This window comes from Streptomyces sp. V3I8 (assembly GCF_030817535.1).
Classification (GTDB): domain Bacteria; phylum Actinomycetota; class Actinomycetes; order Streptomycetales; family Streptomycetaceae; genus Streptomyces.
In genome coordinates, this window is the sequence record NZ_JAUSZL010000003.1 from 66,850 (window position 1) to 85,145 (window position 18,296).

The following is an 18,296-nucleotide window of genomic DNA, read 5'->3' on the forward strand; positions in this document are numbered from 1 at the left end:
GTGGCGGACCTGCAGCTGATCGGCCGCCCGGACGCCGCCATCGTCTCCACGAGCACCGACCTCGTGCCCGTGCGCTCGACCTGGGGACGTCATGACGTCAACGGCTACTACCGGGCTCTGGGGGTGCGGCCGGACGCCACCCGCCGCCAGCTCATGGACGCCTACCTCGCCCGGGACGGTCAGAACGACGCCTACCTGACCTACGTCTTCCGCCAGCTCCTCGACGTCCGGACCCGGGCCCGCTACGACGCCGCGCCGCTCGGCCAGCCCTTCCAGGACCGCTACGTCCACGACGAGATCCTGCGCCTGGCGAGCCTGCAGGCGTCCGCCCAGAATGCCGCCCATGGCACCGAAACGACCGCCGCAGACATTCTTAAATCTCACGGAATCAGCTCCGAAGAACCGACGGGCGAATTTCTTGATTCCGCCCCGCAGGGACGCTTTAGTGATGACGGGAAGAGGGACCGCCAACCCTCTCCCAGCTCCCCGGCCACCTGGTCGTACTCCTACCTTCTACTGGCATCCACCTGCGACGATGAGTCGCGGATGGCTCAGTGGAGGGAAGGGCTCGGCAAGGCCCTGGCGGCCCGGAACTGTCCGCGATTCGCGGTCGGATTCCACGGCATTCCAGGGCGGCCGTTCTTCGTGGCGAAGGACCTCGGGCCCCCCGTGGTGTTTCTCCACGAGGACCAGCCCGTGACGGAGGAGTTGATCGCGGCAGCCGCCACTGCCGCCGTCGGATAACCGACATCACCCGCCATCAGAACCGCATCAGGAGCATTCGTGACCGCCAACACGAGCCCCACCTTCCGCAAGGGCGGCAGCGCCGCCGAAGAGGCCGAGAAGGAGTCCAACGCCAACGGTGGCCGCCGCGACCGGGGCCCGGACTACTTCAGCCTCAAGGAGGACCAGTCCTCCACCGTGATCCGTCTCCTGACGGACCACGACGACTGGATCTACGTCGAGCAGCACTCGTTCGTGCCGACCAAGGCGGCCCCCAAGGGCGTCGAGAAGTGGCCCAAGGCCATGACCTCCGTCTGCCGCAAGGACCCGGCGTTCGAGGGGCACTTCTCGGACTGCTACATCTGCGACAACAAGATCAAGAACAACTTCGGCAAGGTCGCCTCCTCCCGCATCCGTGTCTGGGCCCTGGCGGTCGAGCGCGAGCTGGTGCGCGGTGACGGCACCGAAGCCCTCGGCGGCCCGGCCAAGAAGGGCGTCGTCATCGGCGTCCGGGACCGGATCGACGAGGTCGACGAGCTGAACGCCGACGGCAAGCCGACCGGCGCCAAGGTCAACTATCCGCGCCTGCTGGTGATCAACCAGCCCATGAAGGGGTTCTTCGCCAACCTCAAGGCGCTCCACGGCCTCTACGGCACGGTCTGCGACCGCGACTTCGCCATCACCCGCGACGGGCTCGGCACGGACACGAACTACAAGATCGTGCCCATCGACCCGATCCCCGACCTCAAGCCCGGCACCCCGGCCTGGGAGCTCTACACCCAGTCCGTCACCGACCGTGAGGTCGTCCTGGAGGCGATCGTCGGCGAGAAGGCCAGCGACGAGTACTACGCGCGGTTCTTCGACCCGACCAAGACCGTCGAGAAGGACGGCACCATCGTGGACTCCACCGCCGCCACGACGGCCACCGGAGCCGTCGCCGTCGGCGGCATGATGAACCTCGCCAGCGCCAGCTCCCCCTCGGGCGACACGGGCCTCTCCTCCGACATGCGGGGCAAGATCCAGGCCCTGGGAGTACCGGCCGGTAGCTGATCCAGCCCGGCCCCTCAAACCCGGTCCGCCCCGGTGCCGTCAGATACGGCTCCAGTGACTCAGTCGCTGTTTCTTCCCGGGGCGGGCCGGATCCATCACCCTCCTTCATGCGCGAGGACCACCACAGTGCTGCGCCTGGTCACTTCCTATGCCTCTGAGCGTTTCCCCGGAGCCGAACACCGTGTCGGCGGCCTGCGAATCCACCTCCCCGCCCTCGTCGAGCACGAGGAAGACGGCACCCGCTGGCTGCTGAACCCCGGCTACACGCCCCTCGACGTCACGACGTCTGTGTGGCGTCGGGCGCTCGCCGACGGCGCGGCCGGGATCCTCTTCCCCCTGCAGGACGGCATCTGCGCCATCGCCTCCCACCAGGTCGACGAGCACGCCCACGACCTGGGCAACGGCCACCTGCGCCTCAACCACGCGCACACCGCGATCTTCTCCGATGCCGACGGCATCCCGACCTACCACGAGGTCCTGGACCAGACCGAGGCTCGTGACAGCACGCCGCCGATCCGCCCGAAGCAGGGGTTCGTCCACCTGCACACGCACAGCGAGTACAGCCCCCTCGACGGCCTGTCCCGCATGGCCGAGATCGTCGAGCAGGTCGCAGCCCACGGCCAGCGCGCCGTCGGCATCACCGACCACGGCAACTGCGCCGGGCACCCGGCCCTGCAGCGCGCGGCCGACGCCGCCGGACTCAAGCCGGTCTTCGGCATCGAAGCCAACCTGACCGACGACCGGCACCAGCGCTCCACCGACCTCGTCCCCGACGACGACCCCATGCGCGACGTCCTGGACGACGAGGGCAAGCAGGTCCCGTTCGCCCGGCAGATTCTCAACAAGTACTGGCACCTGTGCCTGTTCGCCGAGACCGACGAGGGCCTGCGCAACATCTGGGCCGCGTCCACCGAAGGTTTCCGCGACGGCTTCTACGGCCGCCCCCGCATGGACTGGGACACCCTGGCCCGCCACAGCGAAGGCGTCATCGCCTCCACCGGCTGCCTGCGCGGCCCCGTTGCCGTCGCCATCAAGGCAGGCGACATGGAGCTGGCCCGCCACCGTCTGACCCGGCTCATGGACATCTACCCGGGCCGCCTGTACGTCGAGCTGCAGCCCAACGACCTGCCCGAGCAGCGCCTGGTCAACGAGACGATGGTCGCCCTGGCCCGCGAGTTCGGCCTGCCGCTGCTGGCCACCGTCGACTCCCACTTCCCGACGGCCGAGGACGCCCACGCCCACCAGGTGTGGATCGCCTGCCAGACCCAGAAGGACGTCCAGGACGAAGGCGACCTCTTCAAGGAGGACCTCAACCTTTACCTGATGGGCGAGGACGAGGTCCGCGACGGCCTGGCCTACCTCGGCGCGGCCGTCGCCAGCGAAGCCATCGCCAACACCGTGGTGCTCACCGACCGCTGCGACGCCCGCATCAAGGGCGCCCCCGTCGTTCCGTCCTTCACCGGCGACCCGGACGAGGACGTACGGCGCCTGCGCGAGCTGTGCATGGCCAACTGGGACCGCCTGCCCGCCAGCGCCCAGGACCAGCCGACCGGCGCCCACCGCGTCTACCGCGAGCGCTTCGAGCGCGAGATGGACCTGCTGGTCACCAAGGGCTTCTGCGGCTACTACCTGATGGTCGCCGACTACGTGGGCTGGGCCAAGGAGAACGGCATCCTCGTCGGCCCCGGGCGCGGCTCCGGAGGCGGCTCCCTGGTCGCCTACCTCGCCCGCATCACCAGCCTGGACCCGATCCGCCACGACCTGCTCTTCGAGCGCTTCCTGACCATGGGCCGCTCCGGCCTGCCCGACTTCGACGTCGACTTCCCCGCCTCGAAGAAGGGCCTGATCCTCGGCTACCTCCGCCAGCGCTGGGGCGCCGAGTTCGTCGTCACCATCGGCTCCGAGGGCCGCCTGAAGAACAAGGCCGTCCTCGACAACGTCCTGCGCGCGCTGAAGTCCCGCCTGCCCGACAACGCCGAGGCCGACCTGAAGCAGGTCAAGGAGCTGATCAAGGAGGCCGAGGCGGGCACCGCCGGACTCGGCATGAGCTGGGAGGACCTGTGGGTCCAGCACGGTGACCAGCTCCAGCCCTACGCCGACCGCTACCCCGAGCTGTTCGCCATGGCCGAGAAGTTCGTCGGCCGCCTGAAGTCCTACGGCCGCCATGCCGCCGGGGTCGTCATCTCCACCGACGCGCCCCTGTCCGACTGGATGCCGATGCGCGCGGTCGACGGCGAAGAGCAGATGGTCACCCAGTGGGCCATGGACGACGTCGAGGCCATCGGCGGCATCAAGTTCGACATCCTCACCCTCGGCACCCTCGACACGATCCAGCGCTGCATCGACCTCGTCTACGCCCGCTACGGCGTCCGCATCGACCTGGAGTCCTGGGACAAGGAGTTCGAGGACCCGGACGTGTGGGACGAGATCCAGCGCGCCCTGACCCTCGGCATCTTCCAGATCGAAACGCCGAGCGGCACCCGCCTGTGCGAGCGGATGCGCCCGGCCAACATCGCCGAGCTGTCCGACATGATCACCATCGTCCGGCCGGGCCCCATGAACTCCGGCCTCACCGACGCCTACCTGCGCCGCCGCGCCGGAGAGCAGGCCGTCACCTACCCCGACGAGCGCCTGCGCCGCGTCCTGGAGCCCACCTACGGCGCCATGATCTACCAGGAGCAGGTCATGGCCGTCACCCGGATCATCGCCGGGTACGACGAGTCCGAGGCCGACACCGTCCGCAAGATCCTCGGCAAGAAGAAGGTCGCCGCGATCGAGTCGGCCGGACGCGAGTTCCTCGAACGAGCCGACATGGCCGAGGCCCAGGCCGCCCACCTGTGGGCCCAGATGGCCGAGTTCTCCAAGTACGGTTTCAACAAGTCCCACGCCTACGCCTACGCCTACCTCGCGTACTGGACCGCGTTCCTGAAGGTCAACTACCGGCGCGAGTTCCTCGTGGCCGTCATGACGACCGTCGACAACGACCGGCTGCCCGAGTTCGTCCGCGAGGCCCGCCGCGTCGGCGTCGGCGTCCAGCCGCCGGACATCAACCTCTCCCGCCAGGGCTTCACCGTCGACCCGGCCGAGTACTCGATCCGCTACGGTCTCGACTCCGTCAAGGGCGTCGGCGAGTCCGCTGTCGGCGACATCGTCCCCCACCAGCCCTACCAGGCCTGGGACGACTTCCTGGAGCGCAAGGGCTCCAAGGCCAACGCCGGGGTCGTCTCCCTGCTGGCCAGGGTCGGCGCCTTCGACTCCCTCGTGCCCAACCGGCGCGGCCTGGAAGCCACCCTGCTGGCCAAGAAGACCGGCGAGGACGCCCGCTGCACCCTCAAGCAGGACGACGCCCAGCCGGAGACTCTCCTCATACACCCCCGGCGGGACGACGAGTCCGACGAGGACTTCGCGGCCCGCAAGGAGGCCGCCCGCGTCCGGCAGCGCGTCGCCCCGCCTACCTGCACCTTCGACTGGAAGACCGAGCCCGCCCCGGTCAACGCCCGCACCGGCAAGAAACTCAAGCCGAAGCCCCCACCGAAGAAGTGCACCAAGGCCTGCCGGATGTACGACCCCCGGCCGCCGATGGACCTCGACGCCGTCGAGCCCTACACGGACGAGGACATCCGCCAGATCGAGCTGGAGATGCTCGGAGTCTTCCTCTCCAGCACCCCCTTCGAACGGCTCAACCCGAACGACCGCCAGGCGTGCCTGCACAACGCCACCGTGATCACGGATGGCCCCAACGGCAACTACATCGTCGCCGCGATCGTCGCCTCCGCCCGGCCCCACCGCTCCATCCCCATGGGGTTCGTGTCCCTGGAGACCGAGGCCGCCACCCTCAGCGCGGCCGTGTTCCAGGACGCCTGGGCCGTCGAGAAGCACCGCCTGAACAAGGGCCAGCTCTGCTTCGCCGAGATCCGCAAAACCGACCGGGGCCTCAACCTCGTCGCCTACCAGCCCGTCTAAGGAGCACCCGCCAGTGAGCACCACCCGAAAAGCCGTCATCAGCTTCCTCGTGGGCTTCGTGACCGTCATCCTCCTCACGGCCGCCGCTTTCGCGTTCCGCTGGTTCAGCGCCGACCTGCGCGGCGAGGCCAGCAAGCGCGAGCAGACGATCGCCAACGGCGCCTGGCGCCTGGGCACCTACGAGGAGTTCTTCGACCTCTGCGCCGCCGTCGAGTCGACCGAGCAGAAGATCAAGAACCTCGAAGCCGAGCTGGCCACCAAGCCCTCCGCAGACCGGGCCGAGCGGATCAACACCAGCCTCGCCGCGCTGAAGAACACCCGCGCCGACTCGATCGCCACCTACAACTCCAAGGCCTCCCAGGAACACCGCACCGCGTTCCAGGACGCCGCCCTGCCCTACACCCTCAACAACGCCCAGGAGACCCAGTGCGCCGCCTGACCACCACCCTGACCGCCACCCTCATGACGGTCGGCCTCGTCCTCGGCCTCACCGCCTGCATGGAGGAGGACACCAAGCCGTCCTCCCGCGCCAAGGAGAACTCGGCCCGCAGCAGCAACTACGACCGCCTCGTCGCCAAGCAGCCCGCCGAGACCGTCGACCACAGCCCCACCCGCGACACGAAGAACTTCTGGATCAAGACCTGGGGCAAGACTCCCGGCAAGCTCTCCTACGTCTACCTGCAGGACGCGGCGGGCGGCTGGGGCTACTTCGTCCTCAAGGGCCTGCCCGTCACCTACTGCGTGAGCCTCCTCCCGCCGGAGAGCAAGACCCGCGTCGACCTCGGCCAGTACGAGGGCGACTCCTTCATCCAGGGCCCCTCCATGGACGGCACCTACAGCAGCAACTCCAACTGCAGCTCGTACTACGGCGAGGACGCCAACACGGGCGCCTACGTCGAGTTCAGCGTCGGCGCGAACCAGTCCTACCTGCTCTACAGCGAGCCGATGGACCTGCCGCAGTTCAAGGGCGCCGTGCCGCTCGGCCAGACCCGCCTCGACAACGTCAAGAAGTAGCCCACCGACGGGGGCCGACACGTTCGGCCCCCGCCTCCCGAACGGAGCCCCATGGCAGCCAACGTCATCGCCAGCATCGCCCACCCCTACTGGGCCAACCTCGGCTACGCCGTACGCGAGAAGCGCCTGGACCTGAAGTACTCCCAGGCATACACGGCAGGCGCCCTCGGCCTGTCCGTACGCGACCTGGCCGCCCTGGAGTCGGGCTTCGTCCCCTCCGACGTCGCCGAGGCCCTCAGCCGGGTCAGCCTGCAGTCCATCGACGAGATCCTGAGCTGGCGGGAGGGTACGGCCCGCAAGTACGTCACCGAAGCCGTCCAGGCCGCCATCACCCCCTCCTCCACCCCGGGCCGCATCGGCTTCGACCGCTCCTTCTACAGCACGGCCGCCTGGACCCGCCTGGGCAAGGCCATCCAGACCGCCCGCGCGGCCCTGAACATGACCCGCCCCGTCCTGGCCTACGCCGTCCGGTCCAGCGGCAAGACCATCCTGCGCCTGGAGCAGGGGCGCATCTACGGCGACCCGCGCACCGCACCGCCCGGCGACTACAACTCCGAGAAGTACATGCTCAAGCGCCTCTCCCTGCTGGAGATGGCCCTGGAATGGGAGCACGGCCAGGCCCGCCAGATCCTCGAAGGGGGAACCCGGTGACGACCCCCACCCCCGACGACGTCGCTGTGGGCCTGAAGGCCCTTGACGAAGAACGCCGCAAGCAAGCCGACCTGGACCTGGTCAACGACTACCGCAAGGCCGTCGACTTCCTGCGCGGCCTGCGCACCTGCGGCGTCCCCGAAGGCGACGTCATCGACGCCGTCACCAACGTCGACAGCCTCTTCTGCATGGCCGTACAGCGCAGCACCTGACACCCGCCCCACCGGCCGACCGCCAACGGCCGCGCACCACCCCTCCTACCGCCAGGGAGAAACTGCATGGCCTCCAAGGGCCTCTCCAAGCTCCGCACCGACCTCTCCAAGGTCTACGGCGACCGCGTCACCCGCCGCGACGCCATGGTCCCGCCGACCTTCATCTCCACCGGCAGCCTCACCCTCGACTACGCCATGGGCGGGGGGTTCGCCCTCAAGCGCACCCACGAGATCCTCGGCCCCGAGGGCATGGGCAAGACGTCGCTGGCGAACCTCGCCATGGCCAACGCTCAGAAGCAGTTCCCCGACCGCGCCGCCGCCGTCATCGACATGGAGCAGGCCTACGACTTCGACTGGGCCGCCTCGCTCGGAGTCGACCTCGGCGAGAACCAGTTCTTCCACCTCTACCCCGACCACTCCGAGGACGTCTCCGACCAGATCTCCATGCTGCTGCGCAGCGGCGAGGTCTCCCTGGTCGTGGTCGACTCCATCGGCGGCATGGAGTCCCGGGCAGCGTTCGAGAAGAAGGCCGAGGAGTCGGCCATGGGCAAGAACGCCCAGGTCATCTCCCGCATGGTCAAGCGCGTCGCCGGACTGTGCCGCGAGAACAACGCCGCCGTGGTGTTCATCAACCAGTACCGCGCCGACATCGGCGGCCGGATGCCCGGAGGCCAGAAGGCCGCAGGCCCCTCCGCGCTGAAGTACAACACCACCAGCCAGATCAAGATGAGCCGCACCAGCGAGCCCACCCGCAAGATCGCCATCTCCGACGCCGTCTCCAAGGCCCCCAGCGAGCTGGAGGTCGGCCGCCAGCTGCGCGTCAAGGTCACCCGCAACAAGCTCACCGCCCAGGGCCGGGTCGCGGACTTCTGGTTCTACAACGTCGCCACCGACAAGCACGGCCCCATCGGCATCGACCAGCTCGACGAGGCCGCCGTCCTCGGCATGGCCACCGGCGCCATCAAGCGCCTCACCAGCGTGACCTACGAGTTCCCCGGCGGCGCCCAGGTCAAGGGCGGCCGACCCGGCGTCCTGACCTACCTCGCCGAACACCGCGAACTCGTCGGCACCATCCGCGAGCTGGCCCTGCAGCAGATCTCCAGCGAGATCAAGTCCGAGCACACCGTCTCCTACGACGACGAGGAAGCAGCATGAAGACGATTTTGATCCGCTGCCACAACTGGGCGCACGAGCACGCCCGCCTCCTCTCTCTCCTGCTCCTCGCGCTGAGTCTCCTGGAGGTGGCGGGCCTGGCCGCTGTCCTCCTGATCGCGTTGCCCGACGCGGGCCCCGCGCGCGAGGACTTTGCTTTCGCCGCACTGGTGGGCATGACCTACGTGCTCGTCGCAGGAGGTTTCGGCAGCGCCGTCCAGCGTTTGTTCGGGCTCTACCGGCCCCGTTCCATGAAGGTCGACCCGCTCTACCCGCCGAAGCCCGGCATCTTCGCCCGCGAGCCCGAGGACCCTAAGGCCCTGTGCGAGTGCCACTGCCTCCCTCTCGCGGACGGACAGCCCATCATCTGCTGGCCGCAGCCCCCCAAGTTCACCTGCGACACCACTACGGAGGTCTCGAAGTGACCGGGGCCGAGCACCAGTGCCTCCTGCCGCACCCCGGCCGCCATCTTGACGCGTCCACCTTCTTCTGCGCCGGATGCGGCGCAGAGTACGAGCTGGTCTACGTCGGCCTGTGGGGCATTCCGCTGCGCTTCAAGCGCCTCTTCCAGGCCCTCGGCCGCAAGCTCAGGGGACGCCGGTGAGCCTGAACAAGGACATGGGCGACGCGCACGAGGCCCACCTGGCCGAGACCCTGGGCATGCGCCAGACCCGGGGCTCGGGCAACCAGTGGCGCGACCCGATCGACGCGCGCCACAACCGCCTCGACACCGCGTACGCCTTCGCGGTCGACGGCAAGTCCACCCTCGCCAAGTCCATCAGCATCACCCGCACCATGTGGGAGAAGGCCGTCGAACAGGCCGGGGGCGAGAAGCCCATGCTCGGCCTGCGCTTCTACGACGACGGCGCCCGCAAGGTCCACGCCGACCTCGCCGCCTGCGACCTCCTCGACTTCGCCGAGCTGCTCGAAGCCGCCCGAGCCTGGGAGCTGGCGAAGCCCCTCGTGCAGAGGTTCGTCAAGGAACACGGCCTTGAGTCCCTGTTGCCTGCCCTGGCAGGCGAGGGCGAGACGGCACTGCTTAGGGAGCTGCTCAAGTGACGACCTCCGACACCACCGCGAAGGACGCCGAGCGCTGGCGCAAGGCCAAGCTGGTCCTGGAGGCCCTCGTCGAGGAGGACCCGCGCTGCATCCGGGTTCTCGTCGCTCGGGCCCAGCGGATCCTCAAGGAGGACTCGTGAACCCCGCCTGGAGCTACGTCCTCACCCTGATCGGCATCACCGGCCTGCTGCTCGCCGGGCGAAAGAAGGCCTTCGGCTGGATCATCGGCTTCCTCGCCCAGGGCCCGTGGGCCACGTACGGCGTCGTCACCGGCCAGCACGGCTTCGTCATCAGTGCCCTCGCCTACGGATACGTCTACGCCCTGAACTTCTGGACCTGGCGCCGCGACAAGGCCGAGAAGCCCGAGGAGCTGACCCCCGAACAGCGGCTGTTCAAGCTGGCCGAGGAGATGCTGAAGATCGCCTCCCCGGACACCTCGCTGGTCGACCGGGCCCGGTACGCCGACGTCCTGATCAAGTTCTCCAAGACGGCCGCCGCCTGGGAAGAGACGAACAACCCGAAGCCGACCCGCCGCAAGATGCCAAGGACGAGCCGCCGCCGATGACGACCTTCACTCCCAGCTTCCGCCGGGTCGTCTCGCTCAACCGCGACCTGGTCCTGATTCCCCTGATCGAGAACGCCGTCCAGCAGTGCGCGTTCCCCAAGAAGTTCTCCGTCACCTTCGAGGGCTACACCGCCACCCGCGAGCCGGACGGCTGGTTCCATCCCTCCACCCACCCGACCATGGACGCCCGCAAGCTGTACTACTACCTCGCCCGGCCGGAGAAGTGGACCGAGGACGAGTTCCCCTACGGCGCCCGCATGTCCGTCCTCATGGGCTCGGCCACGCACGACATCTTCCAGCACGTCATGACCGAGATGGGCCTGCTCCTGCAGCCCAAGGGCACCTGCGTGGCCTGCGGCAAGACCCACGGCCGCCGCAAGGGCCAGTGCAACGAATGGGGCGTCCGCGATGACAACCTCGGCCGCCGGGGCCACATCGATGGCCTCTTCGAGGACCTGCCCAAGTGGGGCGAGGGAATCTTCGACCTCAAGACCTGCGCCCCGCCGGTCATCCGGGGCATCCAGAGCCACGACCTCGACGCCTTCAAGATCAAGTGGCCCAAGTACTACGCCCAGGCCCAGGAGTACATGGCGCTGACCGGCAAGGTCCGCACCCTGATCCTCTTCCTCGCCATGAGCGAGGGCTGGGACATGAGGGAGTTCACAATCCCTCGCGACGATTCCTTTATCGCGAGCATGGAGGCGAAGTACCGTGTCGTGCGCCAGCATGTAGAGATGGGCACCCCGCCACCCGTCGCGTGCTGCTCCACCCGCGCCTCCGCCCGCAAGTGTCCCGCCAGCGCTTGCCCCGTCAAGATCGGTTTCGCCGCGTGACTGCCATCACCCCTGCATCAACCCCCTTCAGCGCCTCCGGCAACGCCCTCGGTTTCGTCCGCTACGAGGACGACGCGGCAGAGTGGCGCCCCAACAACCCCTTCTCCGCCACCCTGCGCATCCACGACGTCAAGCGCAGCGTCTCCTCCTGCCGCGTCATCTGGCGCGACGAGACGACCGGCACCCTCTACCCGATGCTCCTGCCCGAGCTGGAAGACCTGCTCACCGCAGGCACGATCAGCCTCGGCGTCGCCAAGGGCTGGTGGATCATCCGCCAGCGAGGCCGCAACTACGGCATCTGCCGCGCCTACGAGGCCGAGATCGTCGCCATGCCGACGCCCGAAGAGCGCGACGGCGAAATGACCTGCTCCATGCCCCGCCCCCACATGCCGCACGACCTCACCCACGATTCCCGCACGTACCACTGCGACGGAGTCCGCGTCTCCTTCACCCGCCGCCCCGCACCCGCTCAAGGAGAACCGACTCCGTGACCCGCACCCGCCTCGCCAAGGCCCCGTATGACCAGCACGGCAGCCTGATCAACTACGTCGGCAGCGACCCCGAGGACGTCCACGAGTGGCGGGAGAACAAGCCCTTCCCCACGATGCTCATCCTCACCGGCACGACACGCGGCATGTCGGCCGCGCGTCTCTCATGGCGCTCCGACAGGGGCCGCACCTTCGAGATGTTTCTGACTGACGCCGCAGCCCTCATGCAGGGCAGCGCCCCCATCTACGCGGGATCCGTCGACACCTGGTGGATCGCCCAGAGGCGCGGCAGCAACTACGGCATCCGCCAGGCCACCCAGGACGACCTGAAGTTCGCCGGACACACCGGCGGCCCGAAGGCCGACTGCAAGGCCTGCGACGGCGTCGCCTACGGCTACGAGTCCTGGTGCCCCCTCCCGCCTACCCCCGACAAGCCGCACCAGTTCCGGCCCGGCTCCTACTCGATCGCACGGTGCCTGTGTGGCGAGCGGCTGCGCCACGCCGCGCACCCGGGCCACCTCGACGAGGACGAGCCCGAGCAGGCCCCCGTTGCCCCCGCACCGCAGCCGATCGAACTCACCCCGGGCGTTGTCCACGTCAACGGCGAGCCCGTCGCCGTCGCGAAGCCCGCCTGCTCCTGCAGCAGGACCGACCGCACCGCCTGCAGTTCCGCCACCTGCCAGGGCTGACCGCCAACAGCCGTCCTCCTCCGACCGCCAACGGAGCCTTCATGTCCACTCAGCTCACCATCGCCGCCGTCGATGACCTCGCCACCCGCAAGGGCTGGACCCCGCCCCGGGCCCCCGGCGACTTCGCGTACGGCATCGTCCAGGCCTTCGACCCGGCCCTCGCGAACACCGGCATGGCCGTGATCAAGTCCAACGAGGCAGGGATCCACCTGCTGATCACTTCCATGATCCGGCCGCCCGCCGACGTCCAGGCCATCAAGGCGTTCGAGGGCAACAACGCCCGCGCCGACAGCGTCTACGCGGGCGTTGTCCGGGCCCGGGGCGGATTCGCCGCCAACGCCGACGCCGTGGTGTACGAGCGCCCGCCGGTCAAGGGCCAGCGCCTGGAGTCCATCCAGATGGCCGGACGCGAGATCCACCGCGCCACCCTCGGCCGCGCCGTCCTCATCGACAACCGGCACGCCAAGTCGGTCATCGTCGGCACCGCCGGGTCGAAGGCCAACCCGGTCACCAAGGCCCACGTCAAGGCGGCCGTCGAACGCTACGTCATCCCGCCCAGGGACCAGTGCAAGACGATGCCCTGGAACGAGCACGTGCGCGACGCCGTCCTGCTCGCCCTGACCTGGCTCTACGACCGGAAGATCCTGGAAGACATGGCGAAGATGGAGACGTCCGCGTGAGTGCCACTCGGAGCGTCGGCCAGGACAGCCAGGACATCGCCCTCGACGGCAGCCAGGCCGTCGACCAGGCCAACCGCGTCATCGGTGAGATCGCCCGCGAGGCCGACGATCCGGTGGCCGTGGACATCGACCCCGACCGCACCCGGGAGACGTCCACCACTGGGTTCGCCCGCATGCGCACCGACTGGCGCCCCGGCGACAGCGCCGAGATCCTCGGCATCACCCAGCAGGCCCAGGGGATCATCCACCGGACGTTCCCCGACGCCTACCTGATCATGAACGAGCTGTGGTGGCTCGTGCGCGAGCCGATCGCCAACGAGACCACCGGCGAGGTCGTCACGGACATTTTCGGCTGGCCCGAGTGGGTCAAGCTCCCCTCCGGCGCCTACCAGGAGGACTACACCAAGCTCACCGCCCGGGAGAAGGAAGACTTCCTCCTGCGCATCACCACCGGCCTCATGGAGTGGGAGCAGAAGGCCTCCCGCAGCTGGCTGGAGGCCATGCTGGCCAAGGGCCGCTGGGAGGAGGCCATGGCCACCGGCTTCATCACGCCGTCCGGCCGGGTCACTGTCGAGGAGCGCACCCAGCGCGGCCGGGCCTTCGCGGCCGAGGACCGCTACCACGCGATCTTCCGGGCCGCCGTGAGCCGCTCGGCCGAGCAGCTCGTCCGTTCGATGGAGCGACTGGGGCAGCGCTTGAAGGACTCGCTGACGGCCTAGTCCTGTCCGGCCCCAAACTTCGAACGACGAATTACTGGAACGGGTCGCAGGCGTCGACCTATGCTGTGGAAAAATCCGGCTCTTTGCCCGCCAGAAGGCGCCGGAGGCGTGACCGCCACACGTCAGCGTAAGGAACCCGCCTGCATGACTATTCCTGTGCGCACGCTCAGGGAACTGTTCCGGCACCTCCAGGCATGGAATGCCCTCTACGAAGCTGAGGGCAAGGACACCATCACTGGGCCGGACGGGACCGAGTACTGCATCCACGACATCGTCCGCCTCTACAACACGGCAATCCACGGACGCGGTGAAAAGGGAAAGCACCTCCTTTCGCCGCGCCAGCGCGAGGCAATTCAGCTGTTCCTCATCGAGAACAGGCCCGAGCGCAATGTCGCCCGCATCATGGGCGTCTCCGAGGACAACCCCGTCGCCTCGTACGCCACCCAGGGCCTGGTCCGGCTCAACGAGCTGATCGAGTCCGGCACCATCCCCGACACCGGCCGAGCCGAGCTGGAAGTGGCCGCGTGAGCCGCGTACGCCACGGCGTCGACCTGGAACTGGAGACGGCCGCCGACGAGCTGCTCAAGCAGTCCTTCCTCGACGACCCGGACCCGGACGAGAAAGCGCTGATCCTCACCAAGTACATGCTGCAGAACCGCTACAAGCGCGAGGTCTACACGACCGACGGCACCCCCGACGGTTCCGTGCGCCGGGGCACCTTCCACAGGGCCCTGAACCCCAAGTACCTGCACCTCAACGCGATCGAGGGCGTCGCCGCCCCGCAGCACCGGATCCCCAGGACGGCGATGGACGAATGAGCAACAACCTGCCCGTCAAGTTCGACCCCGACGACGACGGCCCCTCCAGCCTCGTCATGGTCCGCGTCGGCACCCAGACCGTGCCCGCCAAGACGGCCGCCCGCTGCCGCGTCTGCCAGAGCCCCGACCGCATCCAGATCGAGAAGTGGATGCTGGGCGGCTTCACCCGCCCCACGATCCTCGGCCACCTGGCCGACCTGAAGCCCGGCCCCCTCGGCCACCCCTCGGACAAGTCGCTGCGCCTGCACGCCGACAAGCACATGGCTCTGGGCGACCGCGCCCAGACCGCGATCCTCGCCCGCCGCGCAGAACAGCTCGGCGAAGAGATCGAAAAATATGGCGGCCGTGTCGCAGACCATCAGTCGGCCCTCGATATCGTGGTCCTGAGAGGCTTCGACGCGCTCCAGCGCGGCGACATCAAGGTCGATGCCGCAACCCTCATGAAGGCCATCGACCTCAAGCATAAAATCGACCAGACCCTCGACGGGGGAGTAGAGGTCAACGTCTGGCGAGGTGCTCTCATGGAGTACATGCGAACGGCCCTGGGATTCATCCCTGCGGACCGGCGCAGAGAATTCGCCGACGCCCTCAACGCGAATCCCGTCCTCGCCGCCCTTTCGAAGAACATGCAGAACCCATCACATCAATAAATCCGGACCCGCCACCGGATTCACCTCCTTCCCGCCAAGAGGAGAACACCCGCCATGCACCTGCGCGAGCGTGAGCCCCGCACCCTCAACGACGTCTACGCCGACTGGAAGAGCCGCGACCGCAGCTGGACCTCCGACGCCTGCGTCCCTGTAGTCGACTTCACCTACGAGGAGAACGAGACGTCCGGCCTCCTGCTCGGAGACCACCGGATCTCCCTCGACGAGAAGGCCATCGACCAGCTCTGCGCCTTCTACGCGATCCCCAGGGCGTTCTTCCACCGGCTCACCCCGGCCGAGAAGCACTTCGTCATGAACTCCCGGATCGACCACGCCCCCGGTGAGGTCACCGTCGAGTACAACCGCCTCGGCCTCACCGACGTCCGCAAGCCGACCCAGCCCCGCCTGGAGGTCGAGCAGTTCGTGCGGATCGCCTCCCGGATCTTCCCCGCCAGCGCCACGGTGCTCGACGACTGGTTCACCCCCGACGACCTGCGCCTGGACGTCATCTTCCAGCTGCCGACCATCGGTACCCGGGGCCTCGTCTACGGCGGCCTGCGCTTCGCCCAGAACCGCAAGCAGAACTTGGCCCCCACGGTGAACCCGATCCTCTTCCACGAGGAGTCCACCAGCGTCATCGAGATCCCCGACTGGTCCCTGAGGATCGACGCCCGGGGCGTGTCCGTCGAGAAGATCGCCGAGCGCCTGGAGGCCGAGGCCCTGCGCGCGGAAGCCCGCCTCAGCGCCGACGCGACGCACCTGCTCGACCTGGACCGCATCTCCATTGGCGGCGACCGCATCACCCGCCTGCACCGCATCGCCGCAGAGCACAAGCTGCCCGTACGCCCGCTGGCCGACGTCACCGTCACGCTCTCCCGCTCCGGCGAGCCGACGATGTTCGACCTGGCCCTGGCCATTGCCAACGCCGCCAACGCCCCCAAGCTCCAGGACGCCAGCAAGATCACCTCCCGCACCAAGCTCCAGTCCGTCGCCGGAGCCGTCGTCACCGACGAGTCCGCGCGCTGCGACAGCTGCGCCGCCGTCCTCACCGCCGCCTGACCCGCCACAGGAGAACGCCATGCCCGAACGTGAGTGGCCCGAACACTTCATCGAGTCCCCTGTGCCTATCCCTGACCCCGGCTACGTCGACCGGCTCACCAGAAAGATCGGCGCCCCCAGTAGCCTCAGCGAGTACAGGCAGCAGGAGAAGCTCCGTCAGCGCTCCGGTGACCAGCCCCTGCCCACCGAGGGCCAGGAGAACGTCCAGGACCGCCTCATCGAGCTGCTCAGCGAGCGCCGCACGCTCGGCATCGAGCGCTACGGCCGCGCCCTGCAGACCTTCAACGGCCGCAACGCGATCCGCGACCTGATCGAAGAACTGCTCGACGGCGCCACCTACGCCATGCAGGCCGAGATGGAACGCGACGCCACCCGGCGCACCATCAGCGCCGCCCTGGACGAGCACCGCGCCGGACCCGACGGCCTATGCGCCTCCTGCCACGTGGCCATCCCCTGCCGCACCCGCAAGGTACTCACCCGGCACCCCGGCCTGGCCGCAGAGCAGGAGAAGGAACTGGGTGTCAAGACCACCCACCCGGTCGAAGAGGTCGCCGTCCACCCGGACTCGCTGGAGGACTTCAAGTCGCGCTTCCGCGTCCAGGAGGCCGAGCGGCGCCTGGGCGGCGCGCTGGTGCCTGGGGAGCTGTTCGGTTTCCCCGTCGTTCTCGACGACACCCTCCCGCTCGGCACCGTCCGCCTGCGCCCGCGCGGCTTCGACAACCACCCCTCCCACGGCACCAAGGAGCAGACCCCGTGAACGGCAGCAACCCCTCCGGCCTCATCCTCCCGCCCGGCGTCCAGGGCTCCCCGGCCGTGAGGACGCCGGATCACATCGACCGCGAGTACGGCGAGGTCGGCCAGCGCCAGGAGCTGGCCCAGGGCGACATCCTCGACAGCGAGATCCTCCAGCTGGAGCGCATCTTCCACGAGATGCAGGAGCGCTACGGAGCGAAGTCCTTCGACGTCGCGGAGTTCGAGCGTGAAGCGAAGGAGCGCTGCCACAGCCAGCTCGGCCTCGCCATCGGCATCGCCTGGAAGAAGGTCCGGTCCAACGTGACCGGAGAGATCATCGAGGGTGTCGCAGCCCCGAAGGTCGAGATCGTCGGCCGTGTCGACAAGAAGACTTTCGACCACGACCGGAAGGTCTTCGAGGTGACCCACGACATCGCGGGCCTGGGCACCCAGGGCGTCATCGCCTCCGACGGCGCCCAAGGACACCCCCGCTGATGAGCTTCCTGCGCGCCTTCCTGATCAAGAAGCACCGCATGCCGCCCGAGTGGGCCGCCCAGTACACGACCTCGCAGCTGTGGCACTGGCACGTCACGGGCAAGGAGCCGACCCGCCGATGACCCGCATCCACGAGTACGACGAGCACAGCATCGTCGTCGCCATCATCCCCCAGGCCTGCGGCAACTGCGGCGACCGCACCGACCGCGTCCGCCTGTCCCTGGACGTCGTCATGTCCAGCGGCAGCGACTTCCTCGGCATCCGCACCCTGGCCGTCACCCCCTGCTGCGGCGGCAAGCGCAGCGCCCCCTACCCGGCCGTGAAGCTCGCCGAGCTGCTCGACCACCTCCAGACCTGCCCCAACCACTGACGTCATGACGTCGCAGACAGACAGGATCGCCATGTCGGACGTACTGGACGGCGATGAAGCGCGCCGCTGGTTCACGCAGCAGATCAAGCGGGGCTTCCAGGACGCCTGGCTCGGCAACGAGCCCGACGACTACGACTACATCGTGGTCCTCGACGTCCAGCTAGACCTCACGTCCGGGAATCCGATCGAGGCGACGGTCATGGCCTTCCCCATGGATGATGAGCCCAGGGGCCGCATCGCCACGAAGGTCGTCACCAGCGATGCCCGCCAAGAACACCTGTTCGCCATGGGGCGCCGCCTGGCGAAGGCCGTCCTGAAGGCCATTCCGGCCAAGGGCTGATGTCCGCCAGCGCCCTCCTCGCCCAAGAGGTGAGGAG

The 18,296-nt window shown here is 68.4% G+C and carries 27 protein-coding genes; all 27 read left to right on the forward strand.

Going from position 1 to position 18,296, the window contains the following annotated elements; all coding sequences use genetic code 11:
• The 27 genes from QFZ75_RS39370 (at window position 1) to QFZ75_RS39500 (ending at window position 18,259) form a co-directional block, all read left to right on the forward strand.
• Window positions 1-744, forward strand: coding sequence for a hypothetical protein (locus QFZ75_RS39370; RefSeq protein WP_307545331.1), 744 nt, complete (start codon window positions 1-3; stop codon window positions 742-744).
• A gap of 39 nt (window positions 745-783) precedes the next feature.
• Window positions 784-1,773 (forward strand): hypothetical protein, encoded by a 990-nt coding sequence (locus QFZ75_RS39375; protein ID WP_307545333.1) that lies wholly within the window; start codon window positions 784-786, stop codon window positions 1,771-1,773.
• Between the two features lie 126 nt (window positions 1,774-1,899).
• On the forward strand, window positions 1,900-5,736 hold the full coding sequence (gene dnaE, locus QFZ75_RS39380) for a DNA polymerase III subunit alpha (protein WP_307545335.1): 3,837 nt from the start codon (window positions 1,900-1,902) through the stop codon (window positions 5,734-5,736).
• A gap of 13 nt (window positions 5,737-5,749) precedes the next feature.
• Window positions 5,750-6,175, forward strand: coding sequence for a hypothetical protein (locus QFZ75_RS39385; protein ID WP_307545337.1), 426 nt, complete (start codon window positions 5,750-5,752; stop codon window positions 6,173-6,175).
• On the forward strand, window positions 6,163-6,750 hold the full coding sequence (locus QFZ75_RS39390) for a hypothetical protein (RefSeq protein ID WP_307545338.1): 588 nt from the start codon (window positions 6,163-6,165) through the stop codon (window positions 6,748-6,750). Before QFZ75_RS39385 ends, QFZ75_RS39390 begins: the two co-directional genes overlap by 13 nt.
• A 51-nt stretch (window positions 6,751-6,801) precedes the next feature.
• Window positions 6,802-7,401: a hypothetical protein gene (locus tag QFZ75_RS39395; RefSeq protein WP_307545340.1), complete on the forward strand. Its 600-nt coding sequence runs from the start codon at window positions 6,802-6,804 to the stop codon at window positions 7,399-7,401.
• Window positions 7,398-7,613 (forward strand): hypothetical protein, encoded by a 216-nt coding sequence (locus QFZ75_RS39400; protein WP_307545342.1) that lies wholly within the window; start codon window positions 7,398-7,400, stop codon window positions 7,611-7,613. Before QFZ75_RS39395 ends, QFZ75_RS39400 begins: the two co-directional genes overlap by 4 nt.
• 66 nt (window positions 7,614-7,679) lie before the next feature.
• Window positions 7,680-8,768, forward strand: a complete 1,089-nt coding sequence (locus QFZ75_RS39405; RefSeq protein ID WP_307545344.1) for a hypothetical protein — start codon at window positions 7,680-7,682, stop codon at window positions 8,766-8,768.
• Window positions 8,765-9,190, forward strand: a complete 426-nt coding sequence (locus QFZ75_RS39410; RefSeq protein ID WP_307545346.1) for a hypothetical protein — start codon at window positions 8,765-8,767, stop codon at window positions 9,188-9,190. The genes QFZ75_RS39405 and QFZ75_RS39410 overlap by 4 nt, the downstream gene beginning before the upstream one ends.
• Window positions 9,187-9,369 (forward strand): hypothetical protein, encoded by a 183-nt coding sequence (locus tag QFZ75_RS39415; protein ID WP_307545348.1) that lies wholly within the window; start codon window positions 9,187-9,189, stop codon window positions 9,367-9,369. Before QFZ75_RS39410 ends, QFZ75_RS39415 begins: the two co-directional genes overlap by 4 nt.
• Window positions 9,366-9,824, forward strand: coding sequence for a hypothetical protein (locus tag QFZ75_RS39420; RefSeq protein WP_307545350.1), 459 nt, complete (start codon window positions 9,366-9,368; stop codon window positions 9,822-9,824). Before QFZ75_RS39415 ends, QFZ75_RS39420 begins: the two co-directional genes overlap by 4 nt.
• On the forward strand, window positions 9,821-9,964 hold the full coding sequence (locus QFZ75_RS39425) for a hypothetical protein (protein ID WP_307545352.1): 144 nt from the start codon (window positions 9,821-9,823) through the stop codon (window positions 9,962-9,964). Before QFZ75_RS39420 ends, QFZ75_RS39425 begins: the two co-directional genes overlap by 4 nt.
• Window positions 9,961-10,389 (forward strand): hypothetical protein, encoded by a 429-nt coding sequence (locus QFZ75_RS39430; protein WP_307545354.1) that lies wholly within the window; start codon window positions 9,961-9,963, stop codon window positions 10,387-10,389. Before QFZ75_RS39425 ends, QFZ75_RS39430 begins: the two co-directional genes overlap by 4 nt.
• A complete protein-coding gene (locus QFZ75_RS39435) occupies window positions 10,386-11,222 on the forward strand; it encodes a hypothetical protein (protein ID WP_307545355.1) in 837 nt (278 codons plus the stop codon). Before QFZ75_RS39430 ends, QFZ75_RS39435 begins: the two co-directional genes overlap by 4 nt.
• Complete coding sequence (locus QFZ75_RS39440) at window positions 11,219-11,713, forward strand: hypothetical protein (protein ID WP_307545357.1); 495 nt, start codon at window positions 11,219-11,221, stop codon at window positions 11,711-11,713. The genes QFZ75_RS39435 and QFZ75_RS39440 overlap by 4 nt, the downstream gene beginning before the upstream one ends.
• Entirely contained in the window at window positions 11,710-12,399 is a 690-nt protein-coding gene (locus tag QFZ75_RS39445; protein ID WP_307545359.1) for a hypothetical protein, read from the forward strand. Before QFZ75_RS39440 ends, QFZ75_RS39445 begins: the two co-directional genes overlap by 4 nt.
• 41 nt (window positions 12,400-12,440) lie before the next feature.
• The gene (locus QFZ75_RS39450; RefSeq protein ID WP_307545361.1) at window positions 12,441-13,079 is read left to right on the forward strand and encodes a hypothetical protein; all 639 of its coding nucleotides are present in this window, start codon (window positions 12,441-12,443) and stop codon (window positions 13,077-13,079) included.
• Window positions 13,076-13,798: a hypothetical protein gene (locus QFZ75_RS39455; protein ID WP_307545363.1), complete on the forward strand. Its 723-nt coding sequence runs from the start codon at window positions 13,076-13,078 to the stop codon at window positions 13,796-13,798. The genes QFZ75_RS39450 and QFZ75_RS39455 overlap by 4 nt, the downstream gene beginning before the upstream one ends.
• Window positions 13,799-13,942: 144 nt before the next feature.
• On the forward strand, window positions 13,943-14,326 hold the full coding sequence (locus QFZ75_RS39460; protein ID WP_307545365.1) for a sigma-70 region 4 domain-containing protein: 384 nt from the start codon (window positions 13,943-13,945) through the stop codon (window positions 14,324-14,326).
• Window positions 14,323-14,616, forward strand: coding sequence for a hypothetical protein (locus tag QFZ75_RS39465; protein ID WP_307545367.1), 294 nt, complete (start codon window positions 14,323-14,325; stop codon window positions 14,614-14,616). The genes QFZ75_RS39460 and QFZ75_RS39465 overlap by 4 nt, the downstream gene beginning before the upstream one ends.
• Entirely contained in the window at window positions 14,613-15,266 is a 654-nt protein-coding gene (locus QFZ75_RS39470) for a hypothetical protein (RefSeq protein ID WP_307545369.1), read from the forward strand. Before QFZ75_RS39465 ends, QFZ75_RS39470 begins: the two co-directional genes overlap by 4 nt.
• 54 nt (window positions 15,267-15,320) lie before the next feature.
• Entirely contained in the window at window positions 15,321-16,322 is a 1,002-nt protein-coding gene (locus QFZ75_RS39475; RefSeq protein ID WP_307545371.1) for a hypothetical protein, read from the forward strand.
• Between the two features lie 19 nt (window positions 16,323-16,341).
• On the forward strand, window positions 16,342-17,079 hold the full coding sequence (locus tag QFZ75_RS39480; protein ID WP_307545373.1) for a hypothetical protein: 738 nt from the start codon (window positions 16,342-16,344) through the stop codon (window positions 17,077-17,079).
• On the forward strand, window positions 17,076-17,549 hold the full coding sequence (locus QFZ75_RS39485; protein ID WP_307545375.1) for a hypothetical protein: 474 nt from the start codon (window positions 17,076-17,078) through the stop codon (window positions 17,547-17,549). The genes QFZ75_RS39480 and QFZ75_RS39485 overlap by 4 nt, the downstream gene beginning before the upstream one ends.
• Complete coding sequence (locus tag QFZ75_RS39490) at window positions 17,549-17,671, forward strand: hypothetical protein (protein ID WP_307545377.1); 123 nt, start codon at window positions 17,549-17,551, stop codon at window positions 17,669-17,671. Before QFZ75_RS39485 ends, QFZ75_RS39490 begins: the two co-directional genes overlap by 1 nt.
• Complete coding sequence (locus QFZ75_RS39495; RefSeq protein WP_307545379.1) at window positions 17,668-17,919, forward strand: hypothetical protein; 252 nt, start codon at window positions 17,668-17,670, stop codon at window positions 17,917-17,919. The genes QFZ75_RS39490 and QFZ75_RS39495 overlap by 4 nt, the downstream gene beginning before the upstream one ends.
• A 4-nt stretch (window positions 17,920-17,923) precedes the next feature.
• Window positions 17,924-18,259: a hypothetical protein gene (locus tag QFZ75_RS39500; RefSeq protein ID WP_307545381.1), complete on the forward strand. Its 336-nt coding sequence runs from the start codon at window positions 17,924-17,926 to the stop codon at window positions 18,257-18,259.
• Window positions 18,260-18,296 lie beyond the last annotated feature (37 nt).

Excerpts from the sequence above, each read along its gene's own strand:
- QFZ75_RS39405 (WP_307545344.1), top strand. The coding sequence starts at position 7,680 with ATGGCCTCCAAGGGCCTCTCCAAGCTCCGCACCGACCTCTCCAAGGTC.
- QFZ75_RS39490 (WP_307545377.1), top strand. The coding sequence starts at position 17,549 with ATGAGCTTCCTGCGCGCCTTCCTGATCAAGAAGCACCGCATGCCGCCC.
- QFZ75_RS39475 (WP_307545371.1), top strand. The coding sequence starts at position 15,321 with ATGCACCTGCGCGAGCGTGAGCCCCGCACCCTCAACGACGTCTACGCC.
- QFZ75_RS39395 (WP_307545340.1), top strand. The coding sequence starts at position 6,802 with ATGGCAGCCAACGTCATCGCCAGCATCGCCCACCCCTACTGGGCCAAC.
- QFZ75_RS39480 (WP_307545373.1), top strand. The coding sequence starts at position 16,342 with ATGCCCGAACGTGAGTGGCCCGAACACTTCATCGAGTCCCCTGTGCCT.
- QFZ75_RS39500 (WP_307545381.1), top strand. The coding sequence starts at position 17,924 with ATGACGTCGCAGACAGACAGGATCGCCATGTCGGACGTACTGGACGGC.
- QFZ75_RS39460 (WP_307545365.1), top strand. The coding sequence starts at position 13,943 with ATGACTATTCCTGTGCGCACGCTCAGGGAACTGTTCCGGCACCTCCAG.
- QFZ75_RS39495 (WP_307545379.1), top strand. The coding sequence starts at position 17,668 with ATGACCCGCATCCACGAGTACGACGAGCACAGCATCGTCGTCGCCATC.
- QFZ75_RS39450 (WP_307545361.1), top strand. The coding sequence starts at position 12,441 with ATGTCCACTCAGCTCACCATCGCCGCCGTCGATGACCTCGCCACCCGC.
- QFZ75_RS39410 (WP_307545346.1), top strand. The coding sequence starts at position 8,765 with ATGAAGACGATTTTGATCCGCTGCCACAACTGGGCGCACGAGCACGCC.
- QFZ75_RS39435 (WP_307545355.1), top strand. The coding sequence starts at position 10,386 with ATGACGACCTTCACTCCCAGCTTCCGCCGGGTCGTCTCGCTCAACCGC.
- QFZ75_RS39470 (WP_307545369.1), top strand. The coding sequence starts at position 14,613 with ATGAGCAACAACCTGCCCGTCAAGTTCGACCCCGACGACGACGGCCCC.